The sequence below is a fragment of the Winogradskyella sp. MIT101101 genome, assembly GCF_047126865.1.
In the GTDB taxonomy this organism is placed as follows: domain Bacteria; phylum Bacteroidota; class Bacteroidia; order Flavobacteriales; family Flavobacteriaceae; genus Winogradskyella; species Winogradskyella ouciana.
The window spans coordinates 1,284,588-1,306,549 of record NZ_CP138982.1 but is presented as its reverse complement, the minus strand read 5'-3'; the positions used below and the strand labels follow the sequence as shown (position 1 = coordinate 1,306,549).

Below are 21,962 nucleotides of genomic sequence, written 5' to 3'. Positions count from 1 at the left end.
TTTAAATGGTTTCGTAAATGTTATATAGCAGAAGCCATGTATAAACTACAGCGAATAGTGTAAATAGAAAGTTCATGAAATAGCTTCCAATTTTAAAGATAACTTTTTGAGGTATTTCATACATGGGATAATAGGCAATTTGAGTAGCTACTTTACCCACCCAATAAGCTGCAATGAGACCTGTTATTGCAATTGATAAATTTGTTCCATTTTTTAAATCAGATGGAATAATGATTGCAATTAGACCAAAAGAGAAATTAAGCCCTTGTATGTATCTACCATAGGTTTTAGCGATTTCTTGATTCAAGGGTTTTAACTGTTTAACATCATTATACCAATCAAAAACCTTATGTCTTATGTACGGATAAATAAGCGCTGTGAATATTTGACCGCATCCACCAAGAATAATGAGCCAATTAGGAATATCTGTTTTCATCATTAATATTTTTTAAATTATTTAATAACCAAACAAAATAGATAGCAATAGACATTGGAATAACTATAATACTTAACCACCAAAAATCGTTGAGCTGGATTTCTGATAACCAGGCAATTCCATAAAGAGATACCAAGATCCAGTATATTAAAAATTGCTTTTTATGGTTATCTTTAAACTTCTTCCATATGAAAAAAAGTCCTATTGCACTTATAACTTGAATTCCACCTAATACAATTTGAGCATATAGTCCAAAAAAGAAGGTTAGGTAAAGGATTAGGTTTATAATTAAACAGATCTTGTTAAATTGGTATAATAACTTCATAACTTAATTGTTTTTAAACTTTCAGAAAAAATTGAAAGTTTGATTTAAAAAAATATATTGACTACTTCATCAGTTTAAAAACCGATTTTGTTAACCAATTTTGTTTTTGATTTACAAGCTTGTTCATCAGTGTGTCCAAATCATCTGTCAATTCTCTCAAAGCTTTAGTTTGTTTTATCAATTCTTTGGTGTTTTCTGTACCGTCATCTTTAATGGAAGAGACTTCGTCCAAAACTTTTATCACGGGTTTTATTTCCCTTCGGCTTCGTTCTTTGGCAACGATACGCGCCAACTCTTGTACGTCTTTTTCTGTAGTAAAATATTCTCTGCGCTCACCAGATACCAACACTTTGGTTACAATTCCCCAATCCATGAGTTGTCTTAAATTCATGCTGGTGTTACCACGAGAGATTTTAAGATCCTCCATAATGTCTTCCATAGACAGAGGTTTTGTGGAAATAAAAAGCAAGGCCTGTATCTGTGCCATGGCTTTGTTTATGCCCCAAAGTGAGCCTAAACTTCCCCAAGTGCTAATAAATTTTTCTTTTGCCTCTTTGTATTCCATAATACAAATATACAATAATTTTTAAACTTTCAATAATAATTGAAAGTTTATTTTATTTGTAAATGGATATGATCATCATGTCTTACAGCTTGGCAGCCATGAAATCTAATTTTAGTTTCATTCTCTAAACTTAAAGATTGTTTTAAGTAGGGCTCAATGAATACTTTTTGAGTTTCAGAATGAGAGGATAGGGTTTTTATTAATGTTCTTGTTGATTTAGAATCAAATTCTAGATCGTTATGTAATCCAAATGCTAAATACTTTGGGAAATCATATTGCCAATATCCTTTTTCTAAACAGCTTTTAGATGTCCTGTTATTAGAATTTACATAAGTGCCATAACCCAAGAGTGATGGTTTTTTATTGGTTTTTGTCCCATCTTCATTGGTATATTGAAAACTTAAATCAACTTTTTTACCATCGTCATGACTTAGATGGGGTAGTAGTGAAAAACCATCTAGGAAGGGAAAATTAGCATCGAGATATGTTATTTGTATTCCACTTGACTTAGAACTTTTCAAAAGTAAGTCTCGTAACTCTGGATTCACATAGTTCCTGAATGCTAAAGGATAAAACCAATTTCTAGGTGCTAGATTGTCATTAAACCAAGGAAGTTGTACTCTCCCGAAAAGCGAAGCGACAGGTGGTACAATGATGAGGTTGCATATTAAATACAGGCCAAGAAATACATAACGTTTCTTCTTTCTGAATTTTATAGCAATGATAAGAGATATTAGCCATATAATTCCACCAACTTGAGTAAGGATGGTCAGTATCAAAACAATAGATAAATGACCAAGAAATTTTACAAGCTTCATAGATAGATAACGAACAAACTAATCACTTATTTCTTTAGATTAGTACGTTTCGTCTAGACTTTGGCGTCAAATTCTAGCAAATTTTTTCTAAAATTTACCGCTTCTCAATCAATCCAGCACGTCTTAATAAAGCATCTGGTTGTGGTTCTTTTCCTCTGAATTTTTTATACAACACCATCGGGTTTTCTGTACCTCCTTGCGATAAAACAAAAGACTTGAATTTTTCCGCAACTGTTTTGCTAAAGATGCCTTCCTCCTTAAAATACTCAAAGGCATCTGCATCCAAAACTTCTGCCCACTTGTAACTGTAATACCCAGAAGAATAACCTCCCTGAAAGATGTGTGCAAAAGCGGTACTCATACAATTCTCGGCAACATCTGGATAAAGTTTTGTGCCTTCAAAAGCCTTTAGTTCATGTTGTTTTACATCACTGATACTTGAAGGGTCGATACCATGCCAAGCCATGTCCAGTAATCCAAAACTAATCTGTCTTAAGGTCTGCATACCCTGATGAAAGGTAGAGGAGGCTTTAATTTTTTCAATCAGATCCATCGGAATAACCTCTCCGGTTTCATAATGGGTGGCGAATAATTTTAGCGATTCTTCCTCGTAACACCAGTTTTCTAAAACCTGACTTGGTAATTCCACAAAATCCCAATACACATTGGTGCCAGATAAACTCGGATATGTTGTGTTTGCCAACATACCATGTAAAGCATGACCAAATTCATGGAATAGAGTTGTTACCTCATTAAAGGTTAATAAAGAGGGCTTGCTTTTGGTTGGTTTTGTAAAGTTGCAGACAATAGAGACATGAGGCCTTTCATTCTCACCGTTTTTAACCATCTGTGGTTTGTAGGACGTCATCCAAGCTCCATTGCGCTTACCTGCTCTCGGGAAAAAGTCGGCATAAAAAATGGATACCAATTGGCCTTCACTATCAGTCACTTTATATGTGAGAACATCCTCGTGATATTTGTCTATGGTTTTGATGTCTTCAAACTGCAATCCATATAATTTTTTAGCAACGATAAACGCACCATTGATGACGTTTTCGAGTTTAAAATAAGGCTTCAATTTTTCGTCATCCAAATCGAATAATTTTTGTTTCAACTTTTCAGAATAGTAAGCCGAATCCCATTTTTGAAGTTGATCTATGTGGTCTAAATCTTTAGCAAAACTTTCAAGTTTTTTGAATTCGTTTTCTGCTGCAGGCTTTGCCTTTTCCAATAATTCTTCTAAAAACGCATTGACTTTTTCAGGTGTTTCCGCCATGCGCTCTTCTAGTACAAAATGCGCATGGGTTTTATAGCCCAAAAGTTGTGCGCGCTCAAAGCGAAGATTCGCAATTCGCAATACAATATCTTGATTGTCCAATTCATCATTATGAAAACCTTTGCTGCCGAACGCCTTTGATAGTTTTTCTCGCAACTCACGATTGTCTGCATAGGTCATAAACGGAATGTAGCTCGGATAATCTAAAGTAATCAGCCAACCGTCTTTACCTTTAGATTCAGCCAATTGCTTTGCGGCTTCTTTTGCACCATCTGGCAATCCTGAAACTTCAGATTCATCTGTAAGGTGCATTTCAAATTTGTTGGTTTCAGCTAAAATGTGCTCTCCGAACTTTAGTTTCAACTGACTTAATTCTTTGTCTATGGCACGCAATTTTTCCTTTTTGTCTTTGGGTAGATTCGCACCATTTCTTGAAAAACCTTTATATTTTTTATCGAGAAGTGTCTCTTGCTCTGTGGTTAAATCTAAATTTGATTTTGAATCATAAACCGCTTTAACGCGTTTGAATAAATCTTTATTTAAAGTTATGTCATTACTAAATTCTGAAAGTAAAGGTGATACCTCTTGTGCGATCTTTTGAATTTTATCGTTGGTTTCAGCTGAATTCAAATTGAAAAAAATGCTCGAAATTCGGTCTAATTCCTCACCAGAATAATCTAAGGCTTCAATGGTGTTTTCAAATGTTGGATTTGCTTCATTGTTAGCAATAGCATCAATTTCTGATTTGGCTTTTTTAATAGCTTTTTTAAAAGCAGGAAGATAGTCTTCGTCTTTTATTTTTGAAAAAGGTGCAGAATTATATTTGGTGCCAAATGGCTGATTTAGAATAGTCATATTATGAAATGTCTAATTTTTCTTACTTATCTAATTGATTATCTGAATTTTAACGCATATTTAAGAACGTAATAATAGATTAAGAACTTAAGTTTGGTTATTTTTGCAGCATATTTTCAGAGTGATAATGGTTTACTCTGAGAAATTGGTTAATAGCTTAAAGCCTCGACTCCGGTTGAGGCTTTTTTAGAGGTCTTTGGCAGAATCTATTACCTTGGCTTTTAACCCTTCTTTATAGGCCATGATTTTGTCTAAAATACATTGGTCTGAGCTACCTAGAATCTGCGCTGCTAAAATTCCAGCGTTCTTTGCTCCATTTAGAGCTACGGTAGCTACAGGAACTCCACCAGGCATTTGCAAAATGGAAAGCACCGAATCCCATCCATCAATTGAATTACTACTTTTTACAGGAACACCAATTACAGGCAAAGGTGATAGAGAAGCGACCATTCCTGGTAAATGTGCAGCTCCACCAGCACCAGCAACAATCACTTTTATACCTCTGGTATGGGCATTTTTGCCATAGTCAAATAACTTATCTGGTGTACGATGTGCTGAAACGATATCGACCTCCACTTCAATATCAAAACCTTTTAAAATATCTATAGCGTCTTGCATCACTGGCAAATCGCTTTTACTTCCCATTATTACGCCAACTTTACTCATGATTTATTCACTGATTACTTCAATTGTTCGTTTTACCTTTTCTGCCACTTCACGTGCTTTTGCAATATCTTTATCAACTATTGTAACATGACCCATCTTTCGGAAAGGTCTTGTTTGTTTTTTTCCATAGATATGAGGTGTGACTCCGTCCATAGCCATAATGTCCTCAATATTTTTGTAAAGTACATTTCCTGTATGACCTTCAGCACCTACCAGGTTGACCATAACTCCAGCGACTTTGCTTTCCGTGTTGCCTAACGGTAATCCTAAAACACATCGAAGATGCTGCTCAAACTGGTCTGTATAACTGGCTTCAATACTATAGTGACCAGAGTTATGAGGTCTTGGTGCTACTTCATTAACCAGAATTTCATCATTTTCGGTTTGAAACATCTCTACAGCCAACAACCCAACATGCTTAAAGGCAGATGCAACTTTTAAAGCTACTAATTCTGCTTTTTTGGCAATAGCGTCAGGAATACGAGCTGGGCAAATCACATATTCTACCTGATTGGCTTCAGGATGAAACTCCATCTCAACCACAGGGTAGGTTTTTAAATGCCCTTCTGTATTTCTGGCAACAATAACAGCCAATTCATTTTTAAACGGAATCAATTTCTCTGCTATACATTCCACATTTGGTAAATCAACCAAATCCGTAGCACGTCTAATAACTTTAACACCTTGACCATCATAGCCAAATCGAGCACTTTTCCATACAAAAGGATAACTTAAACCTCCATTATCCACAGCATCTTCAATTTCTGAAGGATGAGCGAATCTCGAAAAATCTGCTGTCGGAATATTATGATCGCGATAAAATAATTTTTGAGTCGCTTTATTTTGAATGGTCCTTAATGTCTTTGAAGCTGGAAAAACCTTTACACCTTCATCTTCAAGTTTTTCAAGCGCATCAACGTTAACGTTTTCAATTTCGATGGTGAGGACATTGACATTTTTTCCGAAGTTAATCACAGTGTCATAATCCATTAGATCACCTACTGTAAACTCATCACAAGCCAATCTTGCAGGTGCTTCTTTGTTTGGGTCTAACACACAGGTGTAAATATCAAATTTACGTGTGTTGTAAAGTATCATTTTGCCCAATTGGCCACCACCAAGAATACCTAATTTAAAGTTTGAAGAAAAGTAATTCATATTTATTCTCCAGATAGGAGGGAATCTTTAAAAATTCAATATTTATTCGTTACAAAAATACATTAAATATGAGACATGCATTTAAATTCGTATTTCAAAAAATCGTCAATCCTCAATCATTTGATTATCTTTGCATTTCTAAAATAATTAGGCTGTGATAAAGCTTCACGATTTATACTTTAAACCTTTTATCTCTGAGCAAGAAATTGATGCTGCGGTAGATAAAATGGTGGATGCTATTTCTACAGACTTAGGAGACGAAATGCCAGTTTTTGTGGGTATTTTAAATGGGTCATTTATGTTTGTGAGTGATTTTGTAAAGAAGTATCCAAAACCTTGTGAAGTCACATTTATTAAGTTGGCATCTTACGAAGGAGTTAAATCCACTGAAGATATTCAACGATTGATTGGGTTGACCCAAGATTTAACAGGCAGAACCGTCGTTATTTTAGAAGACATCATAGATTCTGGTAAAACGCTAGAGGAAGTACACCGCATTTTCAAAAATGAGAATGTAAAAGAACTGCTAATAGCCACCTTGTTTTACAAACCTGAAGCCTATGACAAAGATTTTAAACTTCATTATGTAGGTATTGAAATTCCGAATAAATTCATTGTCGGTTACGGACTCGATTATAATGGATTGGGAAGGGATTTACCAAACGTATATCAATTAAAAACAACACAACACATGACGAACATCGTGCTATTTGGACCTCCAGGTGCAGGAAAAGGGACACAAGCTAATTTCTTAAAGGAAAAGTATGATTTAATACACATTTCTACAGGAGATGTCTTTAGATTTAATATCAAAAATGAGACGGCCTTAGGTATGTTAGCAAAGTCCTATATGGATAAGGGGGAATTGGTTCCAGATCAGGTGACTATTGATATGCTGAATAAAGAGGTTGAAAAAAATGCCGGTGCTAGAGGTTTTATTTTTGATGGTTTTCCAAGAACCAACGCACAAGCTAAAGCGTTAGATGAGTTGATGGATTCAAAAGATTCTCAAATTAATGCTATGGTTGCTTTAGAAGTTGATGATGAAGTTTTGGTAGAACGCTTGTTAAAACGAGGCGAAACTAGTGGAAGAGCTGACGATGCTGATGAAAGTATTATCAGAAACCGTATCAAGGAATACTACAACAAAACGGCGATATTAAAAGACTACTATTCAGATCAAGATAAATACTTTGGTGTTGATGGTGTTGGAAGTATAGAAGACATTACAGAACGTTTAAGTACCGTTCTTGATAAACTCTAGTTAATGCGTTTATTCGTTTATTTGATAAAGTGAAATGTTTCGAAGTTTCTTCTCAAATAAACGACACAACGAATAAACAATTAAACGTATTAGATGACTGAAGGAAATTTTGTAGACTACGTAAAAATGCACGTCTCTTCCGGTAACGGAGGTAAAGGCTCTACGCATTTACATCGCGAAAAATATATAGCAAAAGGCGGACCAGATGGTGGAGATGGTGGTCGTGGTGGCCATGTTATTATAAAAGGAAATTCTAACCTTTGGACACTCATTCACTTAAAATTTAAGCGCCACATTAAAGCTGGCCATGGTGAACATGGTAGTTCTGGAAGAAGTACAGGCGCAGATGGAGAAGACGCAATTGTAGAAGTGCCACTAGGAACGGTTGTAAGAGATACGGAAACCAACGACATACTTTTTGAAATTACCGAAGACGGTGAGGAAAAAATAGTCGCTGAAGGTGGTAAAGGTGGTCGTGGCAATTGGCATTTTAAAAGTTCGACCAATCAAACTCCACGTTATGCACAGCCAGGTATTCCACAACAAGAAAGAAATATCACTTTAGAGCTTAAGGTATTAGCTGATGTTGGTTTGGTGGGATTTCCAAATGCAGGAAAATCGACTTTATTGTCGGTATTAACTGCCGCGAAACCTAAGATTGCAGACTATGAGTTTACGACTTTAAAACCAAATTTAGGTATTGTAGAGTATCGCGATTTTCAATCGTTTGTAATGGCCGATATTCCTGGTATTATTGAAGGAGCAGCAGAAGGTAAAGGGCTTGGCTATTACTTTTTAAGACATATAGAACGGAACTCCATTCTATTGTTTTTGATTCCTGCAGATGCCAAGGATATAGTTGAGCAGTATGAAATTTTGGTCGATGAACTTAGACGATATAATCCTGAGATGTTGGATAAGCAGCGTTTTGTCTGCATATCAAAATCCGATATGTTGGACGAAGAACTCAAATCTGAAATTTCTACTATATTAGACAAAGATTTAGAAAGTGATTATATGTTTATCTCTTCTGTAGCACAGCAAGGATTAACCGAATTAAAAGATAAACTTTGGAAAATGTTGAATGACTAAACTCTCATTTGCGCTTCAATGAAAGAAACCGTCAAAAGCATCGTAGAATATAACGACAATAAGCTCAGTAAGAGCTTTGCGGTTTTTATTCAGGTGTTGATTGTTTTATCGGTTATCACATTTTCTACTGAAACCTTACCCAACTTAAAACCAGAGACTAAAGTTATACTCAATTCTATTGAGATTTTTTGTGTCATTGTATTTACGCTTGAATATTTAGCCAGAATCTACGTAGCAGATAACAAACCAAAGTTTATTTTCAGCTTTTTTGGTCTAATAGATTTCTTCGCCATACTGCCATTCTATCTGTCATTTGGTGTGGATTTGCGCTCGTTGCGAGTATTGCGAATGTTCAGATTGTTTAGACTTTTAAAATTGGTGCGCTACAATAAGGCCATGCGTCATTTTACCAAAGCAATGATTTTGGCAAAAGAACAGATTGTCCTTTTTATGGGTGTCACTTTGGTCTTAATATATTTTGCGGCCATTGGGATCTATTATTTTGAAAACGAAGCACAACCAGAGCATTTTTCATCTATTTTCGACAGCCTTTGGTGGTCTATCGTCACCTTGACTACCGTAGGATATGGTGATGTATATCCTATTACGGTTGGTGGGCGAGTCTTTACCTTTATTATTCTCCTTATTGGCTTAGGTATCGTTGCTATACCAACCGGAATCATTTCTTCATCTTTGACCAAAGTTGTTGAGCCTGGTTCTGATGAAGAGTAGTTAAAGTATACCTTTGAGTCTTGACGTGCTTGATGCTGAACCTATTTTTCGTTATCTTTAAAATAAAAAGCATGAAGACCTTCAAATTTATTTTACTGGCATTAGTATTCGTTTCCTGTGGAACTATGGTCAACTACGACTACGAAAAATCTACAGACTTTGCAAAATATAAAACCTACAACTATTTTGATGATATGAAAACTGGCTTGAGTCAGTTAGACACTAAAAGATTAATGCGAGCCATTGATGCTAACTTGGCTACAATGGGCTTGACACGTTCCGATAATCCAGATTTTTTTATCGATATTCAAAGTCAGGATATTATGAATAGAAATAACTCTAATGTTGGAGTGGGAGTGGGCGGAACTGGCAGAAATGTTGGTGGTGGTGTCTCCGTTGGAATTCCTTTGGGTGGTAATCAGTATACAAGAGAGATTGTTATAGATTTTGTGGATAAAAGTGAAAATGAAAAACTCTTTTGGCAAGCAGTGAGTGAAAGTAAATACAGACAAAATGCTACACCTGAACAACGACAGGAATATTTTAATGCCTTAGCAGATAAAATTTTTGAAAAATATCCACCTAAACAATAACTTTACCATTTCCCTAACATTTTAAACTTCAGGTTTCCTCATTGGTTTCGTAATTTTGAATGAAATCAAAAAAATAGACATGGACAATTTAAAAGGAAAAGTAGCACTCATTACAGGTGGTACAAAAGGTATAGGATATGGTGTGGCAGAAGCTTTGCTCAATCAAGGCTTAAAAGTAGTTATAACCAGTAGGAGCAAAGATGCAGCAGACGAAGTTGTAGAAGAATTAGCTTCAAAAACCAATAGTACAGGATCAATCATTGGAGTTCAAGCAGATGTGAGGCAACTGGATAGCCAAGAAGAAGCGGTTAATCAAGCCTTAAAGACCTTTGGGCAATTGGATATTGTTATTGCCAACGCTGGTCTTGGTCATTTTGGAAGTATAGAGGATTTAACTTCAGAGCAATGGAACCAAGTTATAGACACTAATCTTACAGGTGCTTTTAATTCTATAAAAGCAAGTGTCGATGCACTTAAAAACACAAAAGGGTATTACATCACCATTTCAAGTTTGGCAGGGACTAATTTCTTTGCTGGTGGCTCTGCTTATAATGCGAGTAAATTTGGTGTAACTGGATTTACGCAAGCGGTAATGTTGGATTTGCGTAAGTATGGAGTAAAAGTAAGCACCATTATGCCAGGTTCTGTTTCTACACACTTTAATGGTAATGAACCTAGCGATAAAGATGCGTGGAAAATTCAGATTGAAGATATCGGTGAATTGGTTATTGATTTATTGAAAATGAATCCGAGAACTTTACCTAGTAAAATTGAAGTGCGACCAACGACGCCTCCTAGTAGTAAATAGAATTGCCACTCCTATTTGTGAAAATGACATTAAGTTTGGTGGGATTTAACAAACAACTTGTTTGTATGTTACACCCCTAAAGTCCCCTCAAGGGGACATCTTAGAAATAAAAATCGAAACAATTGTCCCCTCTAGGGGACTTTAGGGGTGTTTATTTTCCTTCATAAGAGATTATTTTATAGACTATTCAATATTAACCCTAACTCCCTCACTATGACTACTAAACTCAGGTGCATACATAGACTGAATTGTACTAATACCATTGCTCATATCGCCAGCATTGTTTGCTCTTAGGTCGTATTCAAAAACATAAACACCTTTTGGTAGATAATCCATAAAGAAATTGGTAGCGGCATCTTTCGTGCTTTCGTAATAACCCAATCCATCTTGCCATTTGTATTTTGATAACACATTGATAGGCTCAAAACCTGCGGCACGCATATCCTTAAGATGTACAAATTCCATAGAGCGATCCGTTCTTAGTTCTATTCGCACTCTAACCAAATCACCAACTTTTAGTTTGGTTTCTGGTGTGATTTCAGTGATTTCCTCTCCTTTATCTGTATTGGTTTTCAAGAACAATTTTTTACTCAGTTTTAAAGGAGTCTCTGCTGAGGTGATTTTATCCAAATCCTCAAAATATTGCCAGTATAGCGCTCCCCATGCAATACCATCTCCCTTTTTGGAAATGGTAACATCTGCCAATTCTGGTTTAATTTCAGAACCTGTCCATGATGTTTTATAGTAGCCAGTACCAGCTTCAATTTTTACGTTGTCTAAAGTCTCTGGTGAAATGGTTTCATCACCAACTTTTACATCAACCATTTCGGTAACGCTTAACCAGTCACTTCCTTGTAGCAATAAAGCGTAAACAGCTTCCGTCGTTGCTTTTGTGGTTTTCCAGCTATTGGTTTGCTTGTTTTTTAGCAACCAGATTTTTAGGTTGTCGATGTCTTCGAGATTCTTCGCTTCGCTCTGAATGACATTACCAACTTCAGCAAATGCTTCAATCAACAAGGCTTGGGTTTCAATTGGTGCTTGGTACCAATACCATGAGTTGGTATTAGATTTCCAATACATACCTAATTCCTCTGAAGTGATGCTGTTTTCTTTTAATGATTTTAGAATCTTGCCTGCAGTGGCATCATCGTTCATTCTGTGCATGGTTAAAGTCATTAAACCTTTGGCATATAAAGAACGCTTTAACCAATACTTTTGAATCTGACCTTTGTAATAATCCATGATGGTTTCTACCTCTTTTGAAGCTTTAATTTCAGGATAAAAACTGCGAACATACAAATAATGCAATTGCATGTGAGACAGATGGTCTTTGCTTAAATCAACATCCTTATTATACTTTCTAATGTCTTTGTATTCTTTTACGAATTGGTCATCTAGGTATTGAATGGCGTTTTGAATCATTTGAGATGCTTCGTTGTTCCTCTGAATGACATTGAGCTGTTTCAAGTGACCAAAACCAGAAATAATATGTTGTGTAATGTAACGATTCGCATAACCACCATTAAACCATGGCCAAGCACCATATGGTAATTGGTTTTGTTTCAGTTTGCGTAAAGCAGAACTCAGTTCATTGTTCATTTTGTTAAGATCGAATAGCAATCCGATTCGCTTTTTCTGTTCCGTTTCAGATTGCGCATCACGTAGCCAAGGTGTTTCTTGAATTAATATAGATTTCAATTCTTCATTCTTTTCCAGATTACTTAACAACGCATCTGATGACTTCCACTGGTTAAAGACGGCTTCAATTTTTGGGTTCGATTTTACAATATGTTGTGCCAACGCATTTGAATAGTAACGTGCAAACGTCTGCTCATTACAATCATAAGGATATTCCATTAAGTAAGGCAACGCCTGAACTGCATACCAAGCTGGGTTGGACGTCATCTCTAAGGTCAACTTATGGTGACTTAGCGTCGTCGATGTCTGGTTTTTCAATTTATCTAACGTAAACATCTTCGTCTGATTAGAACGTACCCACATAGGTAGTGTTTCTGTCACTAGCATTCTGTTGCTTAAAACAGGTAGTGCGTTTTGCTCACCATCACTGAAATCACCAGCTTTTGCAATGACTTTGTATTGTACGGCTTGTAAACCTTCTGGAATTGCCAAAGACCATAAGACTTGTGTGTTTCCATTTGCGTCGACAGAAAAGTTCTGGGCGCTGAGCGAAGTCGAAGTGCCATCTTCAGAATTGTCGTTTCGACTACGCTCAACGACCAGTATGTCCTTAGAAATATCTTTTCCAGTAACAGCATCTGTCAATTCTAATTTAGCCATACCAGTTAGCTCATTCTCAGTAAGATTAGCAATTTTAGTACTAATGGTAATTTGATCACCTTCACGTAAAAAACGTGGAGCATTTGGAATCACCATCAATTCTTTTTGGGTAACGGCTTCCAATTGTGTGACAGTACTTTCTAAAGTTTTTGTATGTGCCAATAATTGCAGTTTCCATTTGGTTAGGGCTTCTGGAGCTTTAAAATTAAAACTTACATTACCTTCTGCATCGGTTTGCAATTGTGGAAAGAAAAATGCGGTTTCGTTTAGGTTTTTTCGGATTTGGATGTCACTAGAATCTAACTTATTTTTATTTGTTGGTTTATCACCATCTCTGAATTCATCATCCATAAAATCAATACCAAAATCAGATTCTGCTAAGTAACCTCCAACAGTAAGTTCCTCCATTTCTGCTGAATCTTGAACCCTCATTGCTATTTCAGGTGCTGCTGAATTTTTAGCTCTGAACAAGAAACGATTTTGTCCAAAATAAAATCCAAACCAATTCAATTGGTCATAGTTTTGTGAGCTATAATTCCCAATTTGTTCAAAACGGTTAAATACCCTAAAACTCGTATTCCCAAAACTCTGCCTATGGTTTTTGTTTATTCTACCAGAGTAATATCTTTTGTGAATAGGATTAAAATTCCAGTCATGTGTTCTAAATTCATCCAATGAGGCATCGTACATGCTTGCTAATAATTCAGCAGAAACCTTATCTCCTTTTGGACCTTTAATTTTAAAGCTCCACGTTTCATCTTGTCCTGGCTGTAGCTTATCCCTAAACGTGGTGGTTTCAATCTCTAAATCGGTTTTTGGATAAGGCACGTTCACTTCAAAACGCTGTGCTATATAGCTATTGAAAGCCGCAAAACTAGCATGAACTTCAAAACCTCCGACATCACCTTCTAAAACAGGAATGGTTATCGTTTGCTTAGAATTGCTCAGTTTTACCAATTGCGTGACAATGATTTTACCATCTTTTTCAACTTCAACCGTAACGGTAATATCTTTGGCAGCAGAGCCCAAGGTTAGCTTCGCTATATCACCAACGTTGTAACTGTCCTTATCTAAAGTGGCTTCAAATAATTGGTTGTCGGCAACGGTTTTGTCATCATCGCTATAAAGTGTGGTAAAGACTTCATCTTTTACCTCTTGCCCAAACTTGTCTTCACTTTCGGCAACAATGATATACTTACCAGAATCCCATTTTCTCAACTTTTTGAGCGTGATGGTCTTTTCTTCTTCAGTATCGAATGTAGTACTAAAAACTTCCTCGCCTTTTTCCCAATGAGTCATCAGGTGTTCATTATTGAAAGAATCGTGCGGAAATAAGCGTTTAAATTCCTCCTTGGAAATCACTTGGTAATCTGGTGCATTCCATGGTCTTTCTCGCAATACCTGTTCTGGTGCGCTAAGTTTATAAACCTTCAATGTACCCTTTGCAGGAACTTCCTCTCCATTTAAATTCATAGAATTTAGAGAGATTTCAATCTCTTTTTTCGATTTATCAATCGTATTTGGTGCAGAAATCTGTAAAGTCATGGCGTGGTAACCCACATTAACCGTAGTACTTACGGAACGTGTTTCACCATTAATATCGGTAACATCTGCAGTGACTTCGTATCTAAAAATTGGTAAATTGTCTTTTGAGACACTCTCATCTGGAATGGCTTTAAAGGTAATTTCAAACTCACCTTTATCATTGGTTTTAGTTTCGCCAAACGTGATTTCTTGGGCTTCGGCATTAAAATGTCCTGGTCGTCTCCAGTACCACCAAGTTGGGTATTGTACTTGGCGATTCACACGGTAAACCACCTTGGCATCTGTAATATTGCTTCCGGCAAAAGCCTTGGCTAAACCCTTTACGGTAATACTGTCGTTAACTTTGAAGGTTTCGGTAATAGGTTGAAATTCTGGTTTAAATTTCGGGCGTTTGTATTCCTCAACTGAAAAATAGGTATAGCCATTTCTTCCGCTGAACATCTCTATGGAGTAGTTGCCAGTAAGTCCATCGTTAGGTAAAATAAATTCACCACTCACCGAACCGAATTCATTGGTTTTTAATGTGAGTTCACTAACCACTTCACCGTTTACGTTTTTGAGTTTTACTTTGGCATCTTCATTCGCAAAAACCTCAGTATTTCCATCTTTGGTAGCTGTGGCAATACCTTTAAAATAAACGGTTTGTCCAGGTCTGTAAATGCCACGATCCGTAAATAGAAAAACGGTGTATTGGGTGTCGTTGTTTTCTCGTGTTTGGTATTTTCTGCCAATATGGTAATCACCAAAGTAGGCGGTTTCGTCTTTGTGATTCACACGGACTTCTACAGCTCTGTAATAACTACTGTTTTTGTTGAACTTAAATTTTCCGAAACGATCTGTAGTGTATGTTTTGGATAACAGTTTGTTTCTATTGTTTCTGTAGGTAATGTTAATCGCAGCACCAACAATTGGTGCTCCATTGTTTCTGTTGATGAGCTGATAATTCACCACATCATTTTGATTGCTTTCCAATAACGCTAAATCCGTCACCTGAATATGAGAAGCCGCAAAAACATCATTGGTTTTGGTATCTGCTTTTATAAGATATAGGCCATTTGCCAATTCTGGCACAATGATTTCCGTACTGTGTTCTTGGTAGTCGTTTTCGGATTTTAAAGTGTTGGAAAATGATTTTATTGGACTCAACTTGCTGAAAAACTTACTTTTTTCTTCAGCATTATAAGACTTATTATAGTTCTCTAATTGGTTTTTACTGACCTTATAAATCTTGAAATCTAAACTGGTGAGATTGCTGTAGCTCACTAAAATTCGTGATGCAGAATTGATCGGAATATATTCTTCAGCCTGAAGTCTTATGTTAGGCAACAGAATTTGCTTTTTTAGGATTTTACATTGTTTTGCTCCATCACTTTCAGGAAATTTTGAAATAACACTTTCACATATTTCCAAAGCCTCTTTTAGCTTCCATCGATAGGTGTCATCCACTTTACCGGCATTTGGATTACTATTGTAGCGGTTTCCCATTGCTTTGTAAACCGAGGCAATTTCAAAATTATAAAGTGATGAAAGCGGATTGTTTTTAAGAGCGTCTGCCTTGCCTTTTAAAGTTTCGAGCAATAAGGCTTCTTTATTCTGAAAGGTGGCATGTTGCGCCACAAACTTTAAGCGTTCTAAATCTACATCAACAAAAGCTTTTGTAATGGCATCATCACGATGAAACTTTAAAAGGCTTTGATAAATTTTTAAAGCCTGTAGTTGAAGCGATGTTGAATCTTTTGAGGTTAGATTCAAGTTGATGAACTGTTCGCTATCCGCAATAAATTCAGGTTGGTCAATGGCGAATTTATAGGCAGGTTGCGTAATGCTGTTCTCACTGGTTTTATAAAACTGAAGTGCATTATGACTCAACAAATCGTATAAGGTTGGTCTGTAGGTTTTAGAGCCTTCGGCTTCGTGTAGAAGCACACTATAGTTATCTAAAGATTCTTGTTGTAGAATTAAACCATTCTCAAGTGAACGTTGAAAATACACATGGATTTCATAGAATAAGGTTTCCAAATCCCAAGTCCTAAAATCCACATTATCTACTTTTTCGGCTGTTTTAGTACGATTATAAAACTTATATCGGTTTTGCTGAAAATATTGCCAATACATGGTTGCCAGCATATTTTCTAAAAGGTGCTTGGTGACGATGCTTTCAGAAGCTTTAATTTCTGACTTAAAAAGATTAACGATATTCAGTTGTGCATCTTCTTCGAGCACAAGCATATATTTACTCTTGTGCAATAAAGCCTTTATTTGTTGCTGCTTATTTTTAGCTTCAAAAGCGTCATTGTAGATGGTGTCAACTAGTTCTGCAGCGCTTTTAGTCAGCCCATCTTTTTCGAGTTTGATGACTTTTTCCCATTGACTTTCAAAATCGTTTTGGGCATTAGAAAAAGAAGCAAAGCAAATTAGCATTAGTATTGAGAAAAAAGTTTTCATGAATTCGTTTCGTTTTGTACAAAATACCTTCAAAAGGTATTCCAAAAAAAGCTTTAAAACGTGAATGTGTCGTTTCAATGAGTTAAGTTAAACAATTTGTGAGTGAAACGAAACGACAATACTACATTTGTATTAAATTTTCACACTAAAAATTGTCCTTTTTCGTTAATACTTCAAAATAAAAAGAAGTTGTAGTTATTACTATGTCTTATTTTTCTTTTTCGTCTAAACAAAAAAATCCTGATTTTGATTTGTGTAATTCAATCCAAAAGTGCTATTATTAAATTGTATTTTTGAAAAAAAAAGCCCTTAAACCTATGAAACAATTTCTGTGGATTTTCTTTGTGTCCTCTGTATGTTTTGCTCAAACTTCAAAAGAGAAGGCTAAAACATATTTAGCTGAGAAAAACTTTATTAAAGCACAACAGGAAATGCTGACTTACTTAGCATCAAATGCTGATGATAAAGAGGCTATTGAGCTTTTGGGAGATGCTTATGGACATCAAAAAAAATGGGATAAAGCCATTGAACAATACGAAAAATTAAAAGAGACTTACCCAAACAATGCCAATTACCATTATAAATATGGTGGAGCTTTAGGTATGAAGGCCTTAAGTACTAGTAAACTGAAAGCACTGACCATTATAGGTGATGTTAAGAGCTCTTTCTTAAAAGCTGCTGAACTAGACCCAAAACATATTGATGCACGTTGGGCTTTGGTAGAATTGTATGTGTCTTTACCAGGCATAGTAGGTGGTAGTAATTCTAAAGCGCTAAAGTATGCTGATGAACTACAGAACTTGTCTAAAGTTGATGGCTACTTGGCTAAAGGTTATGTCTATGAATATGATGACGAACCAGAACTCGCCGAAAAATATTATAAACTCGCCATTAAAGTTGGTGGTTCAGTAACCTGTTACGAAAAACTGACCACTTTTTATGAAACCCAAGATAAGCCGAACGAGGCTATCGGTAATTTAGAGGAAGCGCAACAAAAGCTCCAACGCAACGCTATGCATTACCAAATCGGTAAAGTCTGTGCCGATTACAATTTACAGCTCGATAAAGGTGAAAAATGCCTTAAAGCCTATTTAGCCAACCACTCTGCTAAAGATGGAGTACCAAAGGAATGGGCTTATTACCGTTTGGCGCAAATCTATAAACACCAAAACAAAAAGACCGAAGCCTTAAAATGGATAGATAAAGCCATTACCGGCTTACCAAAAATTGAGGTGTTTAAAGATGAAAAAGAGGCTATAGAAGGGCTTTAGACCATAATCATTAAGTTAATATCATATTTTATGCTAGTGTATCACTAGCATAATTTTTTGTTAAAAATTTAAAATTAATAGTAATACTATTATCTTTGCAATTAAATATTTTAATTATGATAAATTTACTTTCAAATTTAAAAATAGCAGTGCCTGATAAAATATATATCAAAGATCCCGAGTCTTCTGATTTGGGTAAGCGTATAATAGAGCACGGTATTTTGCTTATAGATGAGATTGGGTTCGATGGTTTCACGTTTAAAAAGTTGGGCGCTAAAATAGGTTCAAACGAAAGTTCAATCTATCGTTATTTTGAAAGTAAACATAAGCTCTTATTGTACTTAACCTCGTGGTACTGGGCATGGGTTGAGTATCAATTGGTGTTTGCCACTCACAACATGCCAGATGAAAAACAGAAACTCTTTAAGGCCATTGAAATAGTTACCAAAACTATTGAGGAGGATGTGATGTTTACACATGTCAACGAGGTTGTGCTCAATAAAATAATCATTAATGAATATTCAAAATCATATTTAACCAAAGAAGTAGATGAGGAAAACAAAGAGGGTTACTTTGTAGTCTATAAGCGATTGATAAAACGTTTGAGCGATATGATTTCTAATGTCAATCCAAATTATAAATTCGCTTCTAGTTTGGCTAGTACAATTGTAGAAGGTGCACTTCATCAACATTTTCTTAAAGAACACTTTAGGTCCATAACAGATTGTGACTCTAAAACAACTCCAACAGAATTTTTCAAGGATTTAACCATCAATGCTATAACCGATTAGGTATGAACAAAAAAGAATTAATGTCTCCTTGGGAAAGGCTTGTAGGCCTTTTAAAATTAGAAAAGAGAGATTTATTACAAGTGGTTTATTATGCTGTTTTCTCAGGGATTTTAGCTTTGACTTTACCACTAGGAATACAGGCCATAGTAAACTTAATCCAGGGAGCTCAAGTAAGCACATCTTGGGTCATTCTGGTGATTTTGGTAACGGTGGGTGTGGCATTTGTGGGCATATTGCAACTCATGCAAATGCGCATCATAGAAACCATTCAGCAACGTATTTTTACCAGAGCCTCTTTTGAGTTTACCTACAGGTTCCCAAAAATAAAAATGAATGAATTACGCAACTACTATCCACCAGAGTTGGCAAATCGTTTTTTCGACACCCTGAACATTCAAAAAGGTTTGGCGAAGATATTGGTGGATATTCCCGCTGCAGTCTTACAGATTATATTCTCTTTGATTTTACTGTCGTTTTACCATCCGTTTTTTATCGCTTTTGGCATTCTGTTGCTTTTGTTGGTGTATGTGGTATTTAATTTCACGGCCAAAAAAGGAATGGAAACGAGTTTAATGGAATCCCAAAACAAATATAGGGTGGCGCATTGGATTCAGGAAGTTGCTAGAGCCATAGTAAGCTTTAAACTTTCAGGAAAAACGACTCTTGCCGTCGATAAAAATGACGAGTTGGTCAACGACTATTTGGTGGCCAGAGAAAGCCACTTTAGGATTTTAGTTTTGCAGTTTATACAAATGATAGGCTTCAAGGTAATTGTCACAGCTGGGCTGTTGTTAATTGGTGGTTTATTGGTATTGAACCAAGAGATGAATATCGGACAATTTGTCGCTGCTGAAATTATCATTCTTTTGGTTATCGGTTCAGTTGAAAAATTAATTCTTGGTCTAGAGTCCTTTTACGATGTATTGACATCATTGGAAAAAATGGGTCAGGTTGTAGATAAAGAGTTAGAAATGCACAACGGAGATAGACCAGAGTTTAAGGACGACTTCTGCATAGAATTGAACAACGTCTCTTATAACGTTCCTAATAGGGAAGAGGATATTCTGAAAAACGTATCATTAAAGATTCACCCTAAGAGCCGTATTTTGGTTAAAGGTGAAAGTGGAGCAGGTAAATCAAGTTTACTGCGATTAATTGGAGGAGTCATTGAGCCTACCAAAGGTAAAATATACCTCGATAAGTATATGCTCAGTAACATCAATTTAAACCATTATAGATCACATTTTGGAATGTCCTTGGCAGATGAAACTCCGTTTGAAGGAACGATAAGGGAGAACATTACTTTTGGAAATACAGAAATATCAGATGAACAATTAATGTGGGCAATTGAAAATGTTGGTTTAACACAATTCATCAAGGAAAGTCCACAAGGTTTAAATACGGTTCTCTATCCAGAAGGGAAACAAATTTCATTCAGTGTAGCCAAAAAGATTGTATTGGCTAGAGCTATTGTAGATAAACCACGAGTACTCATTTTAGAAGATCCATTAGAGCAATTTGAGGAAAATGAAGTGAAGAAAATCATTGACTTCCTTACTGACGATGCTAATCCCTGGACCTTAATTGTTGTAAGTACAAACAACGACTGGTCGAGCAACTGCACACAGGCTATTACACTAAACAAAGGTGAAATCATTTAAAAAGAACAACGATGCTAAATATATCACATAACCAGCTTAATAAATCTGTGGATATTTCCGATTCTAAATCTGGAAAACGTGTATTCCACGGTCGCTATTATAAGTACTTTAATCGATTTCTTGGAGCATTTACAATCATAGGTTTTATCATTTTGTTTTTGCCATGGACACAAAATATTACAGGTAGAGGGCAAGTCACAACCTTAACACCAGATCAACGTCCGCAGAGTATTCAATCTCCAATTCCTGGTCGTATAGAACAGTGGTTTGTGCGCGAAGGGGATTTTGTTGCGAAGGGAGATACCATTATGAAAATCTCAGAAATCAAAAGCGAATATTTCGACCCTAATCTAGTAGAACGAACAGCACAGCAACGTGATGCTAAAGCATTGTCTGTTGGTTCCTATGGTGAAAAAGTGAAAGCATTAGACCGACAAATAGCTGCATTGATAAATGAGCGAAAATTAAAACTAGAGCAGGCCAAAAATAAATTGATGCAAGCGAAGCTCAAAGTACAGAGTGATAGTATCGATTTAGAAGCTGCTAAAACCAACAAACAAATTGCGCAACGTCAGTTCAACCGAACTGTAACTTTGCAGGAGGAAGGTTTTAAAGCTACCAAGGACGTTGAGGATAAGCGTTTAAAACTTCAGGAAACAGAGGCAAAATTAATCTCTCAAGAAAATAAATTATTAGCGAGTAAGAACGAGGTTATTAATGCGCAGTACGAGATTTCTCGTGTCAATGCCGAGTATTCCGATAAGATTTCAAAAGCGCAAAGCGATAAGTTTACGGCCCAATCGAGCCAGTTCGATACCGAAGCACAAGTGTCTAAGCTAGATAACGAATACTCTAACTACAAGCTGAGAAACGAACTTCAGTACATCACTGCACCTTACGATGGCTACATCAATAAAGCGCTCAGAGGTGGAGTAGGGCAAACATTTAAGGAAGGGGAAGCCTTGGTTGGTATTATGCCTGCACAAGTAGATTTAGCAGTAGAAACTTTTGTCGAGCCCATAGATTTGCCACTGCTCAACATTGGAGAAAAAGTGCGTGTACAGTTTGATGGTTGGCCTGCAATTGTCTTTAGCGGTTGGCCAAATGTATCTTACGGAACCTATGGAGCAAAAGTGGTTGCGATTGAGAATTTTATAAGTGATAATGGCAAGTTTAGAGTGTTGTTGGCACCAGATGAGGAAGATAATCCTTGGCCAAAGGATATACGAGCAGGCTCAGGCGCTTTTACCATGGCTTTATTGGATGATGTGCCAATTTGGTTTGAGCTATGGCGAAAACTTAACGGCTTCCCACCAAATTATTATCAACCAGAGACAACGTCAAACACTAAAACAAAATAACA

General features: G+C 36.2%; 16 protein-coding genes. 9 read left to right on the top strand and 7 right to left on the bottom strand.

All coding sequences use genetic code 11. The features are described from left to right. Position 1: 1 nt before the first annotated feature. From SIB89_RS06155 to SIB89_RS06130, 6 genes are all read right to left on the bottom strand, one after another. Entirely contained in the window at positions 2–439 is a 438-nt protein-coding gene (locus tag SIB89_RS06155; protein WP_412561551.1) for a hypothetical protein, read from the bottom strand. Between the two features lie 383 nt (positions 440–822). Next, a complete protein-coding gene (locus tag SIB89_RS06150) occupies positions 823–1,326 on the bottom strand; it encodes a GbsR/MarR family transcriptional regulator (RefSeq protein ID WP_273289526.1) in 504 nt (167 codons plus the stop codon). Positions 1,327–1,373: 47 nt separating this feature from the next. Further along, entirely contained in the window at positions 1,374–2,144 is a 771-nt protein-coding gene (locus tag SIB89_RS06145; RefSeq protein ID WP_412561550.1) for a hypothetical protein, read from the bottom strand. A 94-nt stretch (positions 2,145–2,238) separates the two neighbouring features. Beyond that, positions 2,239–4,275 carry a M3 family metallopeptidase gene (locus tag SIB89_RS06140; protein WP_412561549.1) on the bottom strand — a complete coding sequence of 679 codons (2,037 nt, stop codon included), beginning with the start codon at positions 4,273–4,275 and terminating at the stop codon, positions 2,239–2,241. Positions 4,276–4,461: 186 nt separating this feature from the next. Beyond that, on the bottom strand, positions 4,462–4,941 hold the full coding sequence (purE, locus tag SIB89_RS06135; protein WP_412561548.1) for a 5-(carboxyamino)imidazole ribonucleotide mutase: 480 nt from the start codon (positions 4,939–4,941) through the stop codon (positions 4,462–4,464). A 3-nt stretch (positions 4,942–4,944) separates the two neighbouring features. Further along, positions 4,945–6,099: a 5-(carboxyamino)imidazole ribonucleotide synthase gene (locus SIB89_RS06130; RefSeq protein ID WP_412561547.1), complete on the bottom strand. Its 1,155-nt coding sequence runs from the start codon at positions 6,097–6,099 to the stop codon at positions 4,945–4,947. 154 nt (positions 6,100–6,253) lie between these two features. Here SIB89_RS06130 and SIB89_RS06125 point away from each other — a divergent pair, with 154 nt between their 5' ends. The 5 genes from SIB89_RS06125 to SIB89_RS06105 all read left to right on the top strand — a co-directional run bounded on the left by SIB89_RS06125 (position 6,254) and on the right by SIB89_RS06105 (position 10,588). Further along, positions 6,254–7,363, top strand: coding sequence for an adenylate kinase (locus SIB89_RS06125; RefSeq protein ID WP_412561546.1), 1,110 nt, complete (start codon positions 6,254–6,256; stop codon positions 7,361–7,363). A gap of 93 nt (positions 7,364–7,456) precedes the next feature. After that, positions 7,457–8,455, top strand: a complete 999-nt coding sequence (gene obgE, locus SIB89_RS06120; RefSeq protein WP_412561545.1) for a GTPase ObgE — start codon at positions 7,457–7,459, stop codon at positions 8,453–8,455. Positions 8,456–8,473: 18 nt separating this feature from the next. Beyond that, the gene (locus tag SIB89_RS06115) at positions 8,474–9,187 is read left to right on the top strand and encodes an ion transporter (RefSeq protein ID WP_412561544.1); all 714 of its coding nucleotides are present in this window, start codon (positions 8,474–8,476) and stop codon (positions 9,185–9,187) included. Positions 9,188–9,258: 71 nt separating this feature from the next. Further along, the gene (locus SIB89_RS06110) at positions 9,259–9,780 is read left to right on the top strand and encodes a DUF4136 domain-containing protein (protein WP_412561543.1); all 522 of its coding nucleotides are present in this window, start codon (positions 9,259–9,261) and stop codon (positions 9,778–9,780) included. A 79-nt stretch (positions 9,781–9,859) separates the two neighbouring features. Then, positions 9,860–10,588: an SDR family oxidoreductase gene (locus tag SIB89_RS06105; protein ID WP_412561542.1), complete on the top strand. Its 729-nt coding sequence runs from the start codon at positions 9,860–9,862 to the stop codon at positions 10,586–10,588. Positions 10,589–10,771: 183 nt separating this feature from the next. Here the strand turns inward: SIB89_RS06105 and SIB89_RS06100 are convergent, their stop codons facing one another. Beyond that, a complete protein-coding gene (locus SIB89_RS06100; RefSeq protein WP_412561541.1) occupies positions 10,772–16,876 on the bottom strand; it encodes an alpha-2-macroglobulin family protein in 6,105 nt (2,034 codons plus the stop codon). A 317-nt stretch (positions 16,877–17,193) separates the two neighbouring features. Here SIB89_RS06100 and SIB89_RS06095 point away from each other — a divergent pair, with 317 nt between their 5' ends. The 4 genes from SIB89_RS06095 (at position 17,194) to SIB89_RS06080 (ending at position 21,960) form a co-directional block, all read left to right on the top strand. After that, positions 17,194–18,147: a tetratricopeptide repeat protein gene (locus SIB89_RS06095; protein ID WP_412561540.1), complete on the top strand. Its 954-nt coding sequence runs from the start codon at positions 17,194–17,196 to the stop codon at positions 18,145–18,147. Positions 18,148–18,263: 116 nt separating this feature from the next. Continuing rightward, positions 18,264–18,938, top strand: a complete 675-nt coding sequence (locus SIB89_RS06090) for a TetR/AcrR family transcriptional regulator (protein WP_273289515.1) — start codon at positions 18,264–18,266, stop codon at positions 18,936–18,938. A gap of 2 nt (positions 18,939–18,940) precedes the next feature. Continuing rightward, positions 18,941–20,599 (top strand): peptidase domain-containing ABC transporter, encoded by a 1,659-nt coding sequence (locus SIB89_RS06085; protein WP_412561539.1) that lies wholly within the window; start codon positions 18,941–18,943, stop codon positions 20,597–20,599. An 11-nt stretch (positions 20,600–20,610) separates the two neighbouring features. Beyond that, positions 20,611–21,960 carry an HlyD family secretion protein gene (locus SIB89_RS06080; protein ID WP_412561538.1) on the top strand — a complete coding sequence of 450 codons (1,350 nt, stop codon included), beginning with the start codon at positions 20,611–20,613 and terminating at the stop codon, positions 21,958–21,960. Positions 21,961–21,962 lie beyond the last annotated feature (2 nt).

What these genes read in the sequence shown, in the direction of transcription:
- SIB89_RS06150 (WP_273289526.1), bottom strand. Translation starts at nt 1,326, where the DNA reads ATGGAATACAAAGAGGCAAAAGAAAAATTTATTAGCACTTGGGGAAGT.
- SIB89_RS06085 (WP_412561539.1), top strand. Translation starts at nt 18,941, where the DNA reads ATGAACAAAAAAGAATTAATGTCTCCTTGGGAAAGGCTTGTAGGCCTT.
- SIB89_RS06090 (WP_273289515.1), top strand. Translation starts at nt 18,264, where the DNA reads ATGATAAATTTACTTTCAAATTTAAAAATAGCAGTGCCTGATAAAATA.
- SIB89_RS06115 (WP_412561544.1), top strand. Translation starts at nt 8,474, where the DNA reads ATGAAAGAAACCGTCAAAAGCATCGTAGAATATAACGACAATAAGCTC.
- SIB89_RS06080 (WP_412561538.1), top strand. Translation starts at nt 20,611, where the DNA reads ATGCTAAATATATCACATAACCAGCTTAATAAATCTGTGGATATTTCC.
- SIB89_RS06100 (WP_412561541.1), bottom strand. Translation starts at nt 16,876, where the DNA reads ATGAAAACTTTTTTCTCAATACTAATGCTAATTTGCTTTGCTTCTTTT.
- SIB89_RS06095 (WP_412561540.1), top strand. Translation starts at nt 17,194, where the DNA reads ATGAAACAATTTCTGTGGATTTTCTTTGTGTCCTCTGTATGTTTTGCT.
- obgE (WP_412561545.1), top strand. Translation starts at nt 7,457, where the DNA reads ATGACTGAAGGAAATTTTGTAGACTACGTAAAAATGCACGTCTCTTCC.
- SIB89_RS06105 (WP_412561542.1), top strand. Translation starts at nt 9,860, where the DNA reads ATGGACAATTTAAAAGGAAAAGTAGCACTCATTACAGGTGGTACAAAA.
- SIB89_RS06145 (WP_412561550.1), bottom strand. Translation starts at nt 2,144, where the DNA reads ATGAAGCTTGTAAAATTTCTTGGTCATTTATCTATTGTTTTGATACTG.
- SIB89_RS06110 (WP_412561543.1), top strand. Translation starts at nt 9,259, where the DNA reads ATGAAGACCTTCAAATTTATTTTACTGGCATTAGTATTCGTTTCCTGT.
- SIB89_RS06155 (WP_412561551.1), bottom strand. Translation starts at nt 439, where the DNA reads ATGATGAAAACAGATATTCCTAATTGGCTCATTATTCTTGGTGGATGC.
- purE (WP_412561548.1), bottom strand. Translation starts at nt 4,941, where the DNA reads ATGAGTAAAGTTGGCGTAATAATGGGAAGTAAAAGCGATTTGCCAGTG.
- SIB89_RS06130 (WP_412561547.1), bottom strand. Translation starts at nt 6,099, where the DNA reads ATGAATTACTTTTCTTCAAACTTTAAATTAGGTATTCTTGGTGGTGGC.
- SIB89_RS06140 (WP_412561549.1), bottom strand. Translation starts at nt 4,275, where the DNA reads ATGACTATTCTAAATCAGCCATTTGGCACCAAATATAATTCTGCACCT.